This window comes from Tateyamaria sp. (assembly GCF_039940735.1).
Classification (GTDB): Bacteria; Pseudomonadota; Alphaproteobacteria; order Rhodobacterales; family Rhodobacteraceae; genus Tateyamaria.
Genome location: NZ_JBDVGB010000088.1, coordinates 56,090 through 74,196, shown reverse-complemented (window position 1 = coordinate 74,196; position 18,107 = coordinate 56,090). Strand labels below are relative to the sequence as shown.

19 protein-coding genes are annotated in these 18,107 nt (G+C 54.1%); 14 read left to right on the top strand and 5 right to left on the bottom strand.

Annotation, left to right across the window (positions count from 1 at the left end):
- Positions 1-13 precede the first annotated feature (13 nt).
- From ABJF76_RS18400 to msrA, 5 genes are all read left to right on the top strand, one after another.
- Positions 14-2,188, top strand: coding sequence for a YjbH domain-containing protein (locus ABJF76_RS18400; protein ID WP_413819154.1), 2,175 nt, complete (start codon positions 14-16; stop codon positions 2,186-2,188).
- On the top strand, positions 2,185-2,874 hold the full coding sequence (locus ABJF76_RS18395) for a YjbF family lipoprotein (protein ID WP_413819155.1): 690 nt from the start codon (positions 2,185-2,187) through the stop codon (positions 2,872-2,874). The genes ABJF76_RS18400 and ABJF76_RS18395 overlap by 4 nt, the downstream gene beginning before the upstream one ends.
- A 118-nt stretch (positions 2,875-2,992) precedes the next feature.
- Complete coding sequence (locus ABJF76_RS18390) at positions 2,993-3,235, top strand: hypothetical protein (protein WP_413819156.1); 243 nt, start codon at positions 2,993-2,995, stop codon at positions 3,233-3,235.
- Between the two features lie 256 nt (positions 3,236-3,491).
- Positions 3,492-3,941, top strand: a complete 450-nt coding sequence (gene msrB, locus ABJF76_RS18385) for a peptide-methionine (R)-S-oxide reductase MsrB (RefSeq protein WP_413819157.1) — start codon at positions 3,492-3,494, stop codon at positions 3,939-3,941.
- Entirely contained in the window at positions 3,938-4,444 is a 507-nt protein-coding gene (gene msrA, locus ABJF76_RS18380) for a peptide-methionine (S)-S-oxide reductase MsrA (RefSeq protein ID WP_413819158.1), read from the top strand. The genes msrB and msrA overlap by 4 nt, the downstream gene beginning before the upstream one ends.
- A gap of 43 nt (positions 4,445-4,487) precedes the next feature.
- Here msrA and ABJF76_RS18375 read toward each other — a convergent pair whose 3' ends face one another.
- Positions 4,488-5,963: an NAD-dependent succinate-semialdehyde dehydrogenase gene (locus ABJF76_RS18375; protein WP_413819159.1), complete on the bottom strand. Its 1,476-nt coding sequence runs from the start codon at positions 5,961-5,963 to the stop codon at positions 4,488-4,490.
- Between the two features lie 215 nt (positions 5,964-6,178).
- Between ABJF76_RS18375 and ABJF76_RS18370 the strand changes: the two genes are divergently transcribed.
- On the top strand, positions 6,179-7,387 hold the full coding sequence (locus ABJF76_RS18370; RefSeq protein ID WP_413819160.1) for an aminopeptidase P family protein: 1,209 nt from the start codon (positions 6,179-6,181) through the stop codon (positions 7,385-7,387).
- 43 nt (positions 7,388-7,430) lie between these two features.
- Here ABJF76_RS18370 and ABJF76_RS18365 read toward each other — a convergent pair whose 3' ends face one another.
- From ABJF76_RS18365 to ABJF76_RS18355, 3 genes are all read right to left on the bottom strand, one after another.
- Entirely contained in the window at positions 7,431-7,718 is a 288-nt protein-coding gene (locus ABJF76_RS18365; RefSeq protein WP_413819161.1) for a hypothetical protein, read from the bottom strand.
- A gap of 33 nt (positions 7,719-7,751) precedes the next feature.
- Positions 7,752-8,423 carry a PspA/IM30 family protein gene (locus ABJF76_RS18360; RefSeq protein WP_413819162.1) on the bottom strand — a complete coding sequence of 224 codons (672 nt, stop codon included), beginning with the start codon at positions 8,421-8,423 and terminating at the stop codon, positions 7,752-7,754.
- Positions 8,424-8,504: 81 nt separating this feature from the next.
- Positions 8,505-9,110 (bottom strand): TetR/AcrR family transcriptional regulator, encoded by a 606-nt coding sequence (locus ABJF76_RS18355; RefSeq protein ID WP_413819163.1) that lies wholly within the window; start codon positions 9,108-9,110, stop codon positions 8,505-8,507.
- A 186-nt stretch (positions 9,111-9,296) separates the two neighbouring features.
- Between ABJF76_RS18355 and ABJF76_RS18350 the strand changes: the two genes are divergently transcribed.
- The 8 genes from ABJF76_RS18350 (at position 9,297) to ABJF76_RS18315 (ending at position 16,925) form a co-directional block, all read left to right on the top strand.
- On the top strand, positions 9,297-10,373 hold the full coding sequence (locus ABJF76_RS18350; protein ID WP_413819164.1) for a hypothetical protein: 1,077 nt from the start codon (positions 9,297-9,299) through the stop codon (positions 10,371-10,373).
- A 275-nt stretch (positions 10,374-10,648) separates the two neighbouring features.
- Positions 10,649-11,764: a hypothetical protein gene (locus ABJF76_RS18345; protein ID WP_413819165.1), complete on the top strand. Its 1,116-nt coding sequence runs from the start codon at positions 10,649-10,651 to the stop codon at positions 11,762-11,764.
- A 69-nt stretch (positions 11,765-11,833) separates the two neighbouring features.
- Positions 11,834-13,768: an ATP-binding protein gene (locus ABJF76_RS18340; protein WP_413819166.1), complete on the top strand. Its 1,935-nt coding sequence runs from the start codon at positions 11,834-11,836 to the stop codon at positions 13,766-13,768.
- A 54-nt stretch (positions 13,769-13,822) separates the two neighbouring features.
- Positions 13,823-14,272 (top strand): hypothetical protein, encoded by a 450-nt coding sequence (locus ABJF76_RS18335; protein WP_413819167.1) that lies wholly within the window; start codon positions 13,823-13,825, stop codon positions 14,270-14,272.
- 100 nt (positions 14,273-14,372) lie between these two features.
- Positions 14,373-14,669 (top strand): hypothetical protein, encoded by a 297-nt coding sequence (locus ABJF76_RS18330; RefSeq protein ID WP_413819168.1) that lies wholly within the window; start codon positions 14,373-14,375, stop codon positions 14,667-14,669.
- On the top strand, positions 14,666-16,000 hold the full coding sequence (locus ABJF76_RS18325) for a DUF6638 family protein (RefSeq protein WP_413819169.1): 1,335 nt from the start codon (positions 14,666-14,668) through the stop codon (positions 15,998-16,000). Before ABJF76_RS18330 ends, ABJF76_RS18325 begins: the two co-directional genes overlap by 4 nt.
- Before the next feature lie 3 nt (positions 16,001-16,003).
- Positions 16,004-16,267, top strand: coding sequence for a hypothetical protein (locus tag ABJF76_RS18320; RefSeq protein ID WP_413819170.1), 264 nt, complete (start codon positions 16,004-16,006; stop codon positions 16,265-16,267).
- 10 nt (positions 16,268-16,277) lie between these two features.
- Positions 16,278-16,925 (top strand): DUF1523 family protein, encoded by a 648-nt coding sequence (locus ABJF76_RS18315; RefSeq protein WP_413819171.1) that lies wholly within the window; start codon positions 16,278-16,280, stop codon positions 16,923-16,925.
- A 44-nt stretch (positions 16,926-16,969) separates the two neighbouring features.
- Here the strand turns inward: ABJF76_RS18315 and ABJF76_RS18310 are convergent, their stop codons facing one another.
- The gene (locus tag ABJF76_RS18310; RefSeq protein WP_413819172.1) at positions 16,970-18,085 is read right to left on the bottom strand and encodes a THUMP domain-containing class I SAM-dependent RNA methyltransferase; all 1,116 of its coding nucleotides are present in this window, start codon (positions 18,083-18,085) and stop codon (positions 16,970-16,972) included.
- Positions 18,086-18,107: the final 22 nt, after the last annotated feature.

Below are 18,107 nucleotides of genomic sequence, written 5' to 3'. Positions count from 1 at the left end.
GGGCAGCGAAAAAATGTCAAAGACCTTTCATGCATTGATATTGGCTGGAACGAGCTGCGGTGCGATTGGTTCCGCCTCTATGGTGGCGACGGCCCAAGGAAGAACAGCCGAAAAACCTCCTGTCACGACAACTGTGCCTTCTCTTAACTTTTATGGGACGCCCGGTGTGATCGATTTACCCAGTGCCGAGGCTTTGCCTGACGGACAGCTGGCCGTTGGTGTTTCTCACTTTGGGGGAATAACGCGCACAAACCTGACATTCCAGTTCTCGCCGCGTATTTCGGCAACCTTCCGGTATGTCGGCCTGCAAGATTTTAACTCGGGAGGGTTTGAAACTTTTCGCGACCGTAGCTTTGATTTCCGGTATCAGCTGGTCAAAGAAGGTCGTTATAAGCCGGCCGTCACCGTTGGATTGCAGGATTTTTCTGGCACGGGCATTTATGCAGCTGAATATCTTGTCGCGACTAAAAATTTCAGCAGACCGCTTCGCCTGCCTGGTAAGGTTAAGGTGACGGGTGGTCTAGGATGGGGAAGGCTTGGTTCGCAGGGCAGTATCGGGTCTCCATTCGGTGTAGATCGCCCAACCTTCGATCCCAATGACACGGGTGGTGAACCTTCGACGGATTCATTTTTCCGTGGGCCAGTTTCGCCATTTGCTGGCCTTGAATGGCAAGTCAACGATCGGCTTGGCCTCAAGGCTGAGTATTCAAGCGACGCGTATGATTTGGAAACCTCGCTTGGCATATTTTCCCGTAACTCGAGCTTTAACGTTGGTGCGGAATACCAGGTGACGCAGCGCCTACGGGTGGGAGGCTATTACCTCTATGGATCCGAGATAGGGATCAATGCCCAGTTTCAATTGAATCCCAAAAATCCGGCCACCACGTTCCGACTTGCAGGCCCGCGTCCGATCATTGTGCGCCCTGACCGTTCGGCCAACCCCGCGGCCTATGCGACAGATTGGACGGCTTCCGAAAGCGCACCTTTGCAAGTACGCGATGCGATCGAACCAGAGCTGCGCGATGATGGGATCAGACTAGAAAGCATCACGGTATCTGCGACACGTGCCGAAGCGCGTGTGTCCAGCATTCGTTACGATAACCAAGCTATCGTTGTGGGTAGAACGGCACGTTCAATGGCGCGGATTATGCCCCCGTCCGTCGAAACCTTTGATATTGTGCTGGTAAATAATGGCCTTGCCTTGTCAAAAGTCACCGTGGCGCGCCGCGACCTCGAGACGCTTGAATTCCAGCCCAACGCAAGTGAACTTTTGCTGTCCAAAGCGACCATTGGCGATGCAGAACCAAGGGCCGCCAGTGCCGCGGTTGCGCCCGAAGATGTTTATCCACGGTTCAGCTATTCTGTTGGCCCGTTTTTGCGACCCAGTTTCTTTGATCCGGATGAACCTCTGCGGGCAGAAGGCGGCGTTGCAGCCGAAGCGCGGTTCCGGTTCGCACCGGGGTGGTTGTTGAGCGGCGAAGTTCGTCATCGTCTTGTCGGGAATATTGAAGATAGTACCCGACTGTCCAACTCGGTTCTGCCGCGTGTGCGCACAGATGCAATTTTGTTCGCGCAGGGTGGCGACACGACACTGGAAAATTTGTTTGTGTCCAAACAGTGGAAACCAAGCAAAAACACCTACGCGCGGGTCAGCACAGGCTATTTGGAACAGATGTTTGGCGGTGTCTCGGCGGAATTACTGTGGAAACCGACCCAAAACCGCCTCGCACTTGGGGTCGAAACGAACTACGTCAAACAGCGCGATTTTGATCAGCGCTTTGGTTTCCAAGATTATCAAGTCGCGACAGGCCACGTGTCGGCTTATTACGACTTTGGCAAAGGATATTACGGTCAGTTGGATGCAGGCCGCTATCTGGCGGGCGACTATGGTGCCACGTTTACAATGGAACGGCAGTTTGCCAACGGTTGGCGCGTTGGTGGTTTCTTTACTTTGACGAACGTTTCTGCCGCCGATTTCGGTGAAGGTTCGTTTGACAAAGGCATTTCGCTGTCGGTGCCGATCAGCTGGTTTACGGGGCGCCCGTCGAAACAAACCGTGTCGACAACCATCCGACCTGTTCAACGGGACGGGGGGCAACGGCTTAACGTTTCGGATCGACTTTATGAACAGGTGCGTGACGGACATTTGACCGATCTGACCAATGATTTCGGGAGAGTTTGGCAATGATGCGCGCGTTTACATCAGCACTCGCAGGTTGCGTATTGTTTTTGGCCGGATGTACCGGGGGGGATGAAACATCTGGCTCGCAAGCTGCACAGGCAAAAACCGCCCTGCAGTCCTTGCTTGCCTCGCGAGGCGAACAACCTGCATTGTCACTTGAGTTGACGCCGCAACTGATCGCGAGCCTTACGGTACCGTCGTTGGAAATCTCCATCGAGAAAAGCGGTGCAGTTGCCTATTTGGTGCCCTTTTCGGACCGCCGGGATGGCGGGCCGGGCGCACTGCGCACTTGGCGTACGGCCGATGATTCTCAGGTCACTTTGCGTCAAGGCGTTGTGGTGACCACACGTGGCATTGGTAATGATCTGAATTCCTCGGACGCCAATGCGGCTGTCAAAGCGATCGGATCACGGTCACCGATTTCGGGCCCACATACGCTTTATCTAAACAACGGCGATAATGGAATTTCGCGCATCGATCTTTTGTGTGAAATGCGTTCTGTCGGAGCCGAGACGATTGAGATCGTGGAACGTAAGTTCAATGTGCTTCATTTGCAGGAAAACTGCACAGGCACAAAAGGAATCATTACCTATGATTATTGGATCGATCGCAATGACGCGACAGTCCGGCAATCTCGGCAATGGATTGGCCCTGAAGTTGGCTATGTCCGCACCCGGTTGCTCAAAAAGTGACATTTTTGTGCAATTTTACCCGCAACCAGAGGCTTTTTTTCTGTTAACTGCCGATGTAGGTTGTTTTTGAACAGCCATTGAACTAATTCACATATAACAATCCATAGGAGGATTAGACATGACAAAGACATTTAAATTGATTTCCGCAGCCGTTTTAGTGGCCGCAACATCGACCGCTGCATTGGCCCAAGAGGTGCCTTTGAATACCGTCGTTGCGGGTGGCGAAGGTGCGGAAAAGCTTGAAGGTCAAGCCGCAGGCGCGTTGGGCGCTGGCTTGACTGCTGCGGGGACGGTTATCGGGCTTACCGTTCTTACGGTTTTGGGTAGTGCAGACGGCAGCAGCTCTACAACGACCAACTAAAGACAGAAAAACCTTTAGGGTTTTTGAAAATGGGCCTGTGCATGCACAGGCCTTTTTTTTGTGTTATGAGGCCACCAGCCGGAACGCGCAGCACCTGCTTGGGTTGGTTTGATAACGCGACTTGTTTCGTTACTCCAAGTCGTCCTTGGCCTCACTTTCTGAAAAACAACAGAGTGTGATCGCATCCCCTCTTTCATTTATTGTTTTTCGCACCATTTATGAGCTTGGACCCGACACAACACGGGGGAGGCCCAAAATGACTGAATATGCAAAGAACCCTGACGTGATCGCGACTTTGTCGCCTGAAGAATTCTATGTCACTCAAGAAAGCGGGACAGAACGCCCCGGCACGGGCACGTTGCTCAAGAATAAAGAGCCGGGAATTTACGTGGACATCGTATCCGGAGAGCCGTTGTTTGCCTCGTCCGATAAATATGAGTCAGGTTGCGGCTGGCCGTCTTTCACCAAGGCGATTGAAGCGGCCCATGTGACTGAATTACGCGATGCCAGTCTTGGTATGGTCCGCACCGAGGTGCGTTCAAAACACGGCGACAGCCACTTGGGCCATGTGTTTCCCGATGGGCCGCGTGACCGGGGCGGCCTGCGCTACTGTATCAACTCGGCATCGCTGCGTTTTGTGCATCGTGATGATATGCAAGACGAAGGGTACGGTGCGTATCTGAACCAAGTGGAGGATGTGGCATGAGCACGCAACGCGCAGTTCTTGCAGGTGGGTGTTTTTGGGGGATGCAGGATTTGATCCGCAAAAAGCCTGGGATCATTTCGACCCGCGTCGGGTATACGGGCGGTGACGTGGCCAACGCGACCTATCGCAACCATGGCACGCATGCCGAAGGGATTGAGATCATTTTTGACTCCTCGGTTACATCTTATCGCGCGCTTTTGGAGTTCTTCTTTCAGATTCACGATCCGACGACACCCAATCAACAGGGCAATGACCGTGGCCTTAGTTATCGTTCCGCAATCTATCACGTGGATGAAGAGCAGAGACAGGTCGCTTTGGATACGATAGCAGATGTGGATGCTTCGGGAATTTGGCCCGGTAAGGTCGTAACTGAGACGGAAATAGTTGGGGATTTTTGGGAAGCCGAGCCCGAGCATCAGGATTACCTTGAACGTATCCCGAACGGCTATACCTGCCATTTCGTCCGACCAGGATGGGTTTTGCCCCGTCGCGCGGCGGAATAGAGGTCTGTAAGGCGGTTTTTAAATCCGCCTTACTTTCGATCTGTTAGACGCTGAGACAGACGTACTTCATCTCAAGATAATCTTCGATGCCATGATGCGATCCTTCACGGCCCAAACCTGATTGCTTGACGCCACCAAAGGGTGCTACTTCGGTCGAGATGATGCCGGTATTCACACCAACAATTCCGTATTCCAACGCTTCGGCCACCTTGTAGACGCGCGATAGATCCTTGGCATAGAAATACGAAGCCAAGCCAAAGATCGTGTCATTGGCCATTGCGATCACTTCGTCTTCATCTTCGAACTTGAACAACGGGGCGAATGGACCAAAGGTTTCTTCCTGCGCAACAGCCATGTCTTGGGTCACGCCTGTCATAATAGTGGGCGCAAAAAAGTTCCCGCCGACATTTTCTTTCTCGTCACCCAGGATAACCTTTGCGCCTTTGGCTTTCGCATCATTGATGTGTTCAACCACCTTTTCAGAGGCCGATCCGTTGATCAGTGGCCCAAGGTCAACACCTGCCTCAAGCCCGTCACCGACCTTCATAGCGCTGACGCGTTTGGCCAGTTTTTCAGCAAAAACGTCGTACACGCCGGCTTGCACATAAATGCGGTTGGCGCAGACGCAAGTCTGCCCGTTGTTGCGGAACTTACATAGGATCGCGCCTTCGACGGCGGCATCCAAATCGGCGTCGTCAAAGACGATGAAAGGCGCGTTTCCACCCAGTTCCATGCTGCATTTCATGACCTGATCCGCGGCCTGTTTCATCAAAATACGACCAACTTCGGTGGAACCGGTGAATGTCAGTTTGCGTACGGCGGGGTTTTCGCAAAATTCCTTGCCAATGGCGGACGATGACGAAGACGTCACCACATTGAACACGCCCGCAGGGACGCCAGCCCGTTCGGCCAACACGCCCATCACGATGGCGCTAAGCGGCGTTTCCTTGGCTGGTCGTGCCACAAACGAACACCCCGCTGCGAGGGCCGGTCCGGCCTTTCGTGTGATCATCGCGTTGGGAAAGTTCCACGGTGTGATCGAAGCGGCCACCCCAATGGGTTGCTTCAGGACCATAATGCGCTTGTCACGTTGGTGGCCAGGGATCATCTCTCCGTAAATGCGTTTGGCCTCTTCGCCAAAAAACTCGATAAACGAGGCGCCATAACCGACTTCGCCCTTGGCTTCGGCCAATGGTTTGCCCTGTTCCGCTGTCAGGATAATGCCAAGGTCATCTTGGTTCGCCATCATCAGATCGAACCACTTGCGCATAACCGCAGCACGTTCTTTGCCCGTCCACGTGGCCCACTCTTTTTGCGCCTTTTCGGCAGCGGCAATGGCTTTGGCAACCTGCGCACGGCTAAGATCGGCGACTTGCGCGATTACATCGCCACGCGCGGGATTGGTGACATCAAAAGTGCCGTCGTCCCCATCAACCCACTCACCATCCACGTAGGCGCGGGTTTCCAGCAAAGTTGGATCCTTCAGCAAAGATTTCAGGTCGGTTGGTTGGTCCAGCATTAACATTTCCTTTCGCGTGTTTTTTGACCTTTTCAACCCGCCTGAGGTTTGTCCAGTTGCAAAGAGGTCTTCGACACGGGTGCAAGGTCATCCATCGCTTGACCCGCGGGCACGGATCAGCAACACCTGACCTTGGCCGCAGCGCGATGGCGTCGCCTGCCAATGCCGCCTTTATGTCCTGCACGCCGGGACCTTTCTGAAAAGGAGGGTCATGCATGACCACTCGTCCTGATTTCTTTCGTTTCCACAATGGTGAACAAGCACCTCTGCCGTTCGAGGCCGCCGAATACGACGCACGTCTGTCCGAACTGCGCGACCGGATGGAGGCACAGGGTGCCACCGCCGCCGTCTTCACCTCGATGCACAATATCGCGTATTATTCGGGCTTTTTGTATTGTGCCTTTGGGCGTCCTTACGGCCTTGTCGTGACCGAAGATGCCTGCGTGACCATCAGTGCGGGCATTGACGCAGGTCAGCCGTGGCGACGCTGCCACGGCGACAACATCACCTATACCGATTGGCAACGGGATAATTTCTGGCGTGCCGTGCGCGAAGTGGCCGGCGAAGGCGGTGTGATTGGCGTAGAAAGCGATCACCTGACGCTTTTGCAACAAGGTAAGCTTGAGGACTTCTTAAAACCGATCGTGACGGTTGATCTGTACGACACCACAATGCGGCAACGCATGCACAAATCCGAAGCCGAGATCGCCCTAATCCGCCAAGGTGCGCAGGTGGCGGACGTGGGGGGCTATGCGATCCGCGACGCGATCCATGCAGGCACGCGCGAAATTGATGTTGCGATGGCCGGGCGGGACGCAATGGAACTGGAGATTGCTAAACGCTTTCCCGATGCTGAATTCCGCGACACTTGGGTGTGGTTTCAATCGGGTCTAAACACGGATGGGGCGCACAACCCCGTCACGGCACGGACCCTTCAGAGTGGGGATATTTTGTCGTTGAACACCTTCCCGATGATCTCGGGCTATTACACGGCACTTGAGCGCACGTTGTTTGTCGAAACGGTGGACGATGCGAGCTTAAAGCTGTGGGAGGCAAACGTCGACGCGCACGAATTGGGCATGTCGTTGTTAAAGCCGGGAGTGTCTTGCGCTGACGTCACCCACGCGGTGAATGCCTTTTTCGCTGAACGCGATCTGTTGCAATACCGTAGCTTTGGCTACGGGCATTCCTTTGGAGTGTTGTCGCATTACTACGGGCGCGAAGCGGGGCTAGAACTGCGTGAAGACATCGACACAGTGCTGGAACCCGGCATGGTGATTTCGATGGAGCCCATGCTGACAATCCCCGAGGGACAATCGGGTGCAGGTGGTTACCGCGAACACGACATTCTGGTCATCACCGAAGACGGTGCGGAAAACATAACAGGTTTTCCATATGGGCCAGCACATAACGTGGTTGGATAAAAAAGGCGCGGGCCGCTTGGTTTCCAAAGCGGCCCGCATTCACTTACCCAGCGTCTTTGATGTCGCCGACATAATCTTCAAGCAGCTTTTCATTCCGCGCCTCTTCGATCCGATTGATGCGGTCGACGCGTTGTTGGTTGTCGAAGCGGTATTTCACAAAATTCACAAGGCTTAGGGTCAACATCAAGATACCAATGGCCCAGAACCCCTTGGTTGACAGCGGTACATCGGTGGACAGCCACAAAGATGCACCAAGCAGGACATAGGCGGCGGCAACGCCGACCAGATTGAACATCATGATGAGGGAGTTATCGGGTTTTTCGTTATGCATGGGTCAGTTTCCTTTTGAAAAAATGAGTTTGGGTTATTTGGTTAAACGGTCCAGCACATCGCGTGCTGTGACCTTCGTTGACCGGCCAAACCCGGCGTCGGCCATGCGATCCTCTAGTCCAGAATGATCAAGGCTCGCGTTGATGTCGGCCAAGATTTGCGCCTGTTCCAGCGGGTCGTCTTGATCGATCACATGGTTGATCAAGTCTTGGGCTTCATCAGCTGTCGACTTACCTTGGGCGGTGCTATGCAATTGCGACTGCATTCCTTGTTCGCGGCGCATTGCGCGGGCTTGCAACGCGCCTTGCTTGAGGTCGATGACCTTGCGATGACCGCGTTCCACTGAACTGCGCAGACGGGTGGCTTGGGTATCAAGTCTTTCGATTGTGGCCTGTCTGACGGTGCTTTCATTTTCCATTTCTGCGATGGCATTGGCAGCTTCTTGCGCCAACTGATCGCGACCTGCTGCGATGGCGTCTTTTGCGCGCTCTGTCAGTGCGGCGATCCGCGTGTTGAGCATATCAAGCAGCTTCTGCTCGGAACGTCGACGTTGGATCAGACTGGCGAGCGTTGACTTGGCCGCATGCACTTGCGTTTCGGTTTCGCGAATTTTCTGGTCGATCAGTTCGATGGCATAGACATCGCGCAGCCGATCTTCGGCACGGGCGTTGGCACCAGCAAAGAGGGTTCGGAATGTGGATAGCATTGGTTTTCTCTTTCATGAACGTTGTTCACGAATGAAAATAGGAAGTCGTGAACAACGTTCAAGTACTAAAATGAACAAAGTTCAAGTTTTTGTAATTCTTGTTGCAGATCGCAGCAGCATGGCAATCATCTGGTGGATATGATCGCGGGGAACGCCGCTGATACGATTTTCAAGACCTAGCATGATGATCCCATGCACGGACGAAAACAGGGCACGGGTCATCAGACGCACGTTGTCGGCATCAAGGTCGGGAAAACATTCGCGCACGGGGCCGTCAATGACGCTGAATAACTGGCCAAGCTCTTTGATGTACCAGGCGGGCACATCCATGTCCGTCGACATGCGCAGGTCAAACAATGCGCTCCATAGCAACGGATGTTGGGACGCATAATCAAGATACGCATAAGACATCACAATCAACCGCTCGGTCGCGGGCAGGTCATCTTTGCCTTGCAATGCTTGTGCAACGTGACGACCAAGCTTGCCAAAAGTGCGCCCATTGACGGCGACAATAACGTCTTCCAGATCTCCGAACACGTTATAGATCGCCCCAACGGAACAACCCGCCTTCGTGGCAAGCGTACGTGCCTTGATGGCCGCCATGCCTTTGGCTTCGATCTGTTTCTCAGCAATATCGATCAGTGTGTCGCGTAATGCTGTGCGTCGTTCCTCGGCTTTACTTGCCATTTGCTCGTCCTGTTTTGAACCTTGTTCAAGGCCTACAGTCCCCGAACGATAAGGAAAAGGCCTGCGTCTCGCTTTCCTTATCTGACAGGTTTTGCAACACTCTGGTTGAATTTGGCGTGCCGACCGATGTAAATTGGCGTTACATTGCCTATATGTACAGTAACGTATTGAAAGATGGAGAGTTTGATGGCGGATTTCGCAAGTCAGGTACAAGAATCTCAGGCTCAGGTGGCCGAAGCACAATCAAAAATCGCCGAACTGACCAGCCGGATCGAAGTGGCGCGTTCCAAGATGAAGTCGGGCGACGACATTGCGCTTGATATCGAAAATGCTTCGCTTGAAGATGTTCATGCCCACACTGACGTGATGAATTCCAATATCGCAGAGCTGATTATGGGCCTTGATGATGTGACGTCGGCCTTTTCCAAAGACTTTGACGAAATGCGCAACAAGACAGGCATGGAAAGCCTTATCGGTATCTTTTCGCGCGGCAAAGCGGAATCGATGCGCCAAGAACGGGTGCGTTCTGCGTCGATCGACGACAAGTTGCAGGACCTGATTTCGAAATCCGATGTGATCGTGCAGTTGCTTGAAGGGCAGTTGAGCATGCTCGAAGAGCAAAAGGAAAAGGTTGAATCCAACCTGACCGAAACGCTGGATGAACGCGAATTCACGGTTCAGGAATTGAGCGCGCTTCAAAGCGACATTCAGGGGATGGACCCAAAGATCATTACGCTGGAAAACGCCATCGGTTCTGAAACGGATGCAGCCAAACGCACCGCACTCGAAACCGAATTGGCCGATCTGAACAGCCAGTACAACCAGATGGTGCAGGACGAACAGGTGAAACTGGCCAAAAGCCAGACGCTTGAGCGTTATATCGAAAAGGGCAAAACTTGGGTCGATTCCCTGCAAAACCAAGCGGCAACGCAGATGGTTTTGATCAACAAATTGCAAACCGACACCAAGCAGCGTGTTGTGCTGTACGACGCGTTGACCAAGTCACTTAAGACCGCGCAACAGCAAGACGTCGCCCACCGTATCAACGAAATCGGCGTGAAAACCGACCAAGAGGCACAGACCGCCATGGCTGGGATTGGTGCCGCGACGAACAAGAAAATGGCCGACATGCTGGACGCGCACGAAGATCACATGGTCTTTGCCCGCGATGTTCTGGAACAAAAGGCGAAGGCAGATGAACGCTTTGCCCGTCGTTTTGCCCAGATCGTCGAGAAGCACGATAGCAATGCGTATGGTGGGTAAGGGATGAACCCACTACGTGCTTCAATTGGGTGGGGATTGTTTCGGCCGCTACTTTTTTCTTTTGTCCAAGTGACAGATGTCGTCTCTGCCATATTTTTCGGGCGATTGGATCGGGTGACCATGTTTTTGTTGGTTGTGCCTATAATTGGCATGATCGGTATTTACGCCGGATTTACGACATCGACTGAGGCTGGTTGGCTGTGCACGTTCTACTTTGTGAGTGTTTTGATCCGGAGTTGGGTCAGGTCTAAGTTCACGCAAGAAGTGGCATTAGAATGAATGATAAAGGCATTGCCGGTCTCACTGACGTTTTCGCGTCGCGGCGTTATTTCAAGAAGTTCGAGACGATCACATCCCATCTGGGACGTGTTGCTGGCGTGATGGAGGCTGAGGGTGATTTGAACCGGGATGAGGTCAAAATCCTGTCCCGTTATATCACCGAACTGACCTTTACCTTTCGCGCGCTCAGTCAGAAATACCTGTTGGTGGGTCGCGACACCGGACGCTTTTTTGGCAGTCTTGCGATTGATGCGGTGGAGTCTGGTTTTCCAGCAGCCGAAGAGATCATCACCATGGCGTCGGATGCCCAACAGGCCGAGCGGCACCTTGAGGGCATGCCGTCCGCGGCCGAATTGAAAAAACAAATGGTCGAGGTGATCGTAGGCGAGCGCAAAGTGCCTACGAAGTTGCAATTCGCTATGTCCCAACGGTTGTATTACGAAGAACTGCTGCGCGGCCATTTGTTTTGGGCGCGCAATGATCCGCAACTTGCGTGGACTGGCAATATTAACGACCAACGCCGCACCTTCCGCATTCACTGGGCGGTTTATGACAGTCAGGTCAATCTGCCGGTGATCTATATGATGGAGGTCGAGGACAGCGGGCGGACGGCCTTGCCCAAAGACCAACGCCGCTGGCCCGAAGCGCAAGCGCATTTGATGGCCCAAAGCTTGGGCGGGCTGAAGCTGGTGACGATTGCAAAAGGCTTTGACGAGGATTTTGACGACCTGCACCCCAAACGATTGCGGCGCTTTCATGTGGGGCCGATGTATTCTTCGGCCTTTACGCGGCAATCTGGGCCGATTTCCAAAGTGCTCGAGGCCGCGCGTGCGCCCAAGGGGCAGGATTGGTCGTTGGTCTGGACCGAAGAGGATTTGCGGTCTGAACGTGTGATGACCGAAAAAGCGGGTTGGTTTTCAAGTGTCGAACGTGAAGTGTTCGCGCTTGATCCGTTTTCCGGCCGCGCTGCGGAGACCGGGGCGACACGTCTTGAACGTAGTATCGTGCTGCCTCAGCGCCCTTATCAGGCGCTTGAGGACATCGATCCCCCTGGATTTGCATCGGTGCGCAAGTTTGTGGTGAGCCCGGGTGGCCGGGTGCTTAGGTATTAGGATGTTGCATTTTGTGAGTGCGGTTGCCTCCGGCGGGAGTTTTGTCGGAACAATGAAGAGGATTAAGGAATGAGCCAAACATCGGATCAGATGGAATTGCGGGAGGCTGAAATTACAGCCCATTACCCGATCGCTCTTGCCTTGCTTCAGGGGTTCGATCACGCGCCACGGATTGGCAAGGGTGAGGCTGTTGCGGCCACTGAAAAGTCGTCGGGTATCGGAACGCGGCGCCGGTTTCGTACCACCACGCCAGGTTTGGTGACACGTCGCACGACGCCCGCAGGCGCTGTGCAAGTGATGGCAACAATTGAGGGCGCGGACGCGGATGACGCGCTGATGTCGCCTGTTCAGGCAACTGTGTTGAACGCCTTGCGGCGCTCCATTTCCATCGCTTTGGCGGTGGCTGAGAACTATGCGAGTGTTTCTGGCCTTGGCGATCTGAAACGCGCAAATCTTGAGGGGGCCTTGCCCGCTGCCCGCAAGACTGAGTTTGCTGAATTGCTGGCGGCAGAGGCGTTGATCACACTTTATGTCTTTGCCAATGCGACGTCTTATTTGTTGTCTTCGCATCAAAGCGAAGTGACGGTCGAGGTAGGCGAGGTCGAAGAAGTGTTGGCTGACAACGGCCAAACCGCCCTACATGGTGCGTTGTGGGAATTGGATCAGGATATCGCTGCCCACGCGCCGGACGATGCGCATTTGGTCGCTGCCGTGACCGCTTATGCTGAGGCATTGATGGAAAAGGTCGCCCTGCGCGCTGCCAACGCCCCGCGCCTTGCGCCCTTTACCACGGCCAGTTGGCGGGTTGAGGCGGATGATTTCACTGTTCAGGGGTTTTCGCCTGCCCATAAGGCCAAGTCGACGACCCTAACTATGACTTTTAAAAAGCCGCACGAGGTCGTGGGCAACCATATCGCCAAATATCAGGCGTTACGACTGTCCAAGATGCTGATGGCGTATGATTTTGAACGCCGTTTGAACCCATTTGCCGAGCTTGGCGGTTTCATCTTTACCTTCATGGGTGACGGTAAGCCGGGCACGGGTAAGACGACGCTGATCCAGATGATGGCTGGGCTGCTCAATGATTATTGTCAGGTCGCGGGCTATCCGTTTCGATATCAGAACCTGTCCACCGACAACATCGATAGCTATCAGGGCAAGTCGGGTCAGAATGCCAAGGCGTTCATCAACAACGTGCTTGATCCAGCGGCCATTGGCTTTGGCACCATCGACGATATCGACCAGCTTGCGGGCAAGCGTGGGGATCGTCAATCATCTGCCGGGCAGTTGGAAATCACCGCTGTGCTGATGGAAAGCTTTGCCGGGGCCAACACCGTTGTGCGCGGCAATTGCACCTTTGGCATGTTCTCTAACTACCCCGAGAATGTGGATGATGCCTTGCGCCAGCGTGCCGGGGCGCGGTTTTTGGTCGACGGGCCGCAAACGCGCGAGGATTACATCGATATCTTGTATCTGCTGATGGGCAAGAACCACGACATTCCGGTGGGCGCGCACGAAGTGTTTTCCGCGCAAGAGATTAAGCAGGCCGTGTCTGCCAGTTTTGCGTCCCATTCCCGCCCGCACGAAGCCGGGTTGTTGGACGTGTTTGACCGAGTGCAATCCGACATCGGCGATCTGGATACGATCGCCAAACTGGGTGCGTATCTGAAGGCGATCCAAGAAGCGGATGAGCGGTTCACTGGTCGCGCGATCAAGAACATCACGGATGCGGTCAAGGTGCGCGCGATGGACTTTGAACTGCCCGATGAATGGATGGAGAACCCCGAGCTGTTCTTGTTCAAGGACTACGACGCCAAGGCCGCGATGATTGGTGAACTGCGCGTGCCGATCACGACAGAAATGGTGGTGCAAGAGATCAACCGTTATGCGGATAGCGAGTTCCGCTATGCCGACAAGTCGGACGAGGTGGCGATTGACCAGATGGTCCGGGATTTTGGGCGGCAGGAAGAGGCGAAGAAGCGGTACTTGGAGGGGAAGGGGTGAGTGATTTAGGCATGCCGCAATACCTATTGTTCGTCATTCTATGTGGTGTGTTGAATGAATAAGTCGTTCGAAATAAATGAAAGTGCGGCAATTATCACAGTTATAGCTATGCAGTTGGTAACGGTCTTTGCTCCCGGGAATATGGATGCTATGGACTTTCTCATTTCTTCGGTTTGCTTTATTTTTGCCGTTAACTGCCTTTCTTTGAAGCATAATTCCGGCTTTACAAAGTTTGTTCTCGCGGTAAATTTGGCGCTTTCTTCGACCTATACTATTATCATTCCTTTGGGTTTTTTATATTTTTGGTATGCAGAATCTTTGGGTTTCCCAACTATGCCTGTGGAATTTGGAACACATCAACCACTCAGTGCATATTCATTCAAGGTAGACCTCCCAAGAGGTTGGGCTACTGAAGTGGAACTTGAAGATGCAATTGCGTTGGCGCTCGTTCCGGTAATGATAGCGATCGTCACACTTCAGCAAAGAACCCGGTTAACCAAATGATTAGCTCGTTAAAATACGTTCCAATCTATGGAAAATTATTTCGAATAGAGATGTCCATGTTGGTCCACAGCTGTTATTGCGTTTTAACAGGTGCGGGCGCATGACCCTCCTCATCGCCATTACCATCCTCGCCGCGATCCTCGGTGCCGTCCTCCCCCTCCGCTGGGGCGTCTTCGGCTTCCTTGCCGCCACAGTCCTGCTGTTCCTGACCCAAGCAATCATCAACACGGCCACCGGGTTTGAGGGCATCCCAATCACCGATAGCCTATTGCTTTTTAACGACTCCTACGCAGGTTATGTGGGCTTTAACCTGCAAGTCACCTACCGCGCCTTTGCGCCGCCTTTGCTGGCATTGGTTGTCCCGTTCATCTTTCGCCTTGCGAGGGCCGCACAATGATCCGTCTCATCCAACGTGGCCTGATGTATGGTAACCTTTTCCACGTCGCCTCGCCTGCGTTGGTGGATCGCTATAACCGTGCGCTGAAGCATCTGACGGGGCAGACCACAACACTGACGGATTTCTATATCGACATCTCAGGCTTTTCCCCCGAGGTGGGCGAGGCGCTGAATGACCCGCTGTACCTGAACCACAACGGGGTCAATCGGCAGTTCATTTTGCTGAGTACCGAACAGCGCCATTGTCCGCTGCTAGAGGCGAAATTCTCGACCTCGCAGGGTATCCTGAAACGCTTTATCGCGGAAAATGAGGCGGCACTTTTTGCCCTGACTGCGCGCGATGCGGTCGCCGGGGAATTGGTGAATTCGATCTATGACGTGTCCACGCCCAAGCGGCTGTTCGACATCCGCGCCATCACGGTCGAGGCAGACACGACCGGCGGTGCCGTGCGCAATGCTGGCGCGCTTGCAGATAAGATCGATACTTTCCTCAGCGCGGATGACGCGTGGTTTGACGATGTTCTGATCGCTGACATGATCACGCTGGCGGACCAAACTGGGGATGTGACGCGCAACCCCGTGCACTTGAAACCGCTGAAGGTCGAAAAGGGCAATTTCTGGACGTCGCATTTTGGCGGGCTTTACATCTTTCAGGCGCTGGATCACCCCGCAACCATTGCGAGTGGTGAAAAACCCGACGACGTGCCGACGAAGTACACCTTTGATCTGGGCGACCGGAACCGGATTGCTAAGTTCCTTGAGTACAACGACCTGACCGAAACCATCGTCAAAGCGCGTGGTATCGATGGGGCTGCGATTCTGCGCCAAAAGATGGACTTTATCTTGGTGTCGGCCGTGACAGAGGCGGGCGTGGACCTTGCCGGGACGTCGCGGCGCGATATGCGTCAGCTTGCGCGGCGGCACAGTGCGTTGTTGCCTGATGAATTTCACGCGCTGGGCGATTTGGTGAATTGGGCGGAAAATGGCGGCAAGTGGCCGCGCATCGCTTCGGATCACCCGGCTTATTTCTATACGCTGCGGGCTGCGCCGACGGCAGATGCCGATCTGGTCAATATGCTGCTGTCTGAACTCAGCCCACATGACGTGCGCCAGTTGTTCATCTGTCACAAGCAGGCATTCTATGCGGCCTATACCGGCTGGCCGGATGCCAAAAAGGAATATGTCGCGCAGTATCTCGAAGCCGAGTACAAAGCCGACAAAGCGGGCGCGCGTGCTGCGCTGTTTGGGCATGACGCCCCGATGGAAACCCCGAAACCTGATACCCCGGACCTGATTGCACGTGTCGGTCCTTGGGGTGCTGCGCGGAGGTAAGGTATGGCGCTTGTTCGACTTTTGTTTATCGCCTTTGTGGTGCTTAGCGTGATTTATCTGTCGCTGTCGTTGTATTCGCGTGCACGTGCAAAGGACCGGCTAGAGGCCGAGTGGGATGCGGGCGACTTTGACATCCCCCGCGACAATTATGTACGTGCCGGTTTGACGGATTATGATGGATCATTGCGCCGCAAACTGATCTTGGGTGTGTATGTCGTGCCCATGAGCCTTGTGTGCATTATCGTTTATCTTGTGAACTTCGCCTGAAAGGGACCCTATGCGTTATATCGGCTGGACACTTTTGATCGCCTTCTGGGTCTCTTTCGCGGCCTTCCTGCACTATACTTTGCCACAGCGCGACATTGTGCGCGTGACAGGGACCGAGATTATTCGAAAGGATTTTTCAGGTGTGTCGCGTCTGTTCTATGCGCAGGTGGATACCGGTGACGTGGATGTCGGCAACCGTGACCTGCGTTTGGTCAACACCACGCGCGTCAATGATCGTGTTAGTGTTTACCGCAACGAAGACACAGGCTTTAGTTGGCCACCCTATTTCAAATTAGACAGCTCGAACTTGCAAGCAGAGGCGGCCGACGCAACATCGACCCGCGCAGCAGCGCAATGGGTTGTTGTGCGCCACTATGGCTGGCGCAGCCCGTTTTTGTCGATCTATCCAAATGCAATCAGCATTCGTCCGATTGAAGGGCCAGATGCGAACATTGGATTGCCTTGGGTTAACATCATTATTCTGACGCTATTGGCTGTGTTGTTTTATGCGATTTGGGTGCGTTGGCGCCGCTTTCGAAAGGCGCGGATCGATCCCAAACTCGAAGAGTTGCAGGACAACTGGGAAGCAGCAGGCGATGCAGTTACTGCGCGGCGGGGGCGGATTGGACGCTGGCTGGACACATGGAAGTCGAAATAGGGCGCATAAATATGCGCCTTACCTTGGCCTCGTAAGGCGCATGTTCATGCGCCAGTGAGCGGTGCGGTGCGGTGCAATCTGATCCGCAGCCCACCGTGCGCAATGCTGGGACCTTCCGGCAAAAAGGGCAGGTCAGTGGCCTTAGCCAAACTGCCTTCGCTGGTGATGATGCCGATGCGCCAGCCGGCAAAACGTTCTTTGAGCACCTGACCCAATCGGCCATACACAGGATACAACGCCTTTTTGTCTCCGATCCGCGCGCCATAGGGTGGGTTGACGATGACAATGCCGGGCGGGCCGTTGGGAGGCGTTGCTTCGCCTGCATTGTCGACAGAGAAAGTGACAAGATCGTCTACGCCAGCGCGTTTAGCATTGGCACGGGCCATATCAATGACACCCGCGTCTCGGTCGGACCCAAAGAAACGAACATTTGGCACACGTAATCGATTTGCACGACGCAGTGCCTCGGCGTTTGCGTCGTAGGTGGTCAGAAGTTCATGACTAAATCTGCGAGAGCGCCCAGGTTGCAGGCCAGACGCCATCTCGGCCGCCTCAATCACAAAAGTCCCAGAACCACACATCGGATCATACACGGTTTGTGTCCCGTCAAACCCGCATTGGCGCAGAAACATGGCGGCCAAAGTTTCGCGCATCGGTGCTTTGCCCACTGCGGGCTTGTGCCCACGTTTGTGCAATGGCTCGCCCGAGGTATCGACACTGATCGTCACACGGTTGTCGTCGATGCGAACCTTGAGGATAACAGGCGCGTCAGCGGCGATTGTCATACCTGCGTTTTCAATAAGCGCTGCTTCTATCCGCTGGGTGGCTGCACCGGCATGGTAAATCTTGGATTTCCGCGAGGTGGCGACATCAACGCGCACTGGTACGTCAGCATTTAGAACCTTTCTCCATGGGAACTTGCGCGCGCGCTTGTCGAGTTGCGCCAAGTGAAACGCCATGAAATCGCCAACGCGGACCAAAACGCGCGTGGCCCCGCGCAGTTCAAAATTGGCACGCCATACTTCTGACCAATCGCCGGTCATAGTCACACCACCGGGCTCAACTTCGGTCACCACAAAGCCAAGCGCGCGCGCCTCATCGGCGAGCGTTTTTTCAAGGCCGGGCAAGGTAATAGCAAACAGGATCAATGCATCAGACATGTTCGCCTGCATAGGGCGTCAT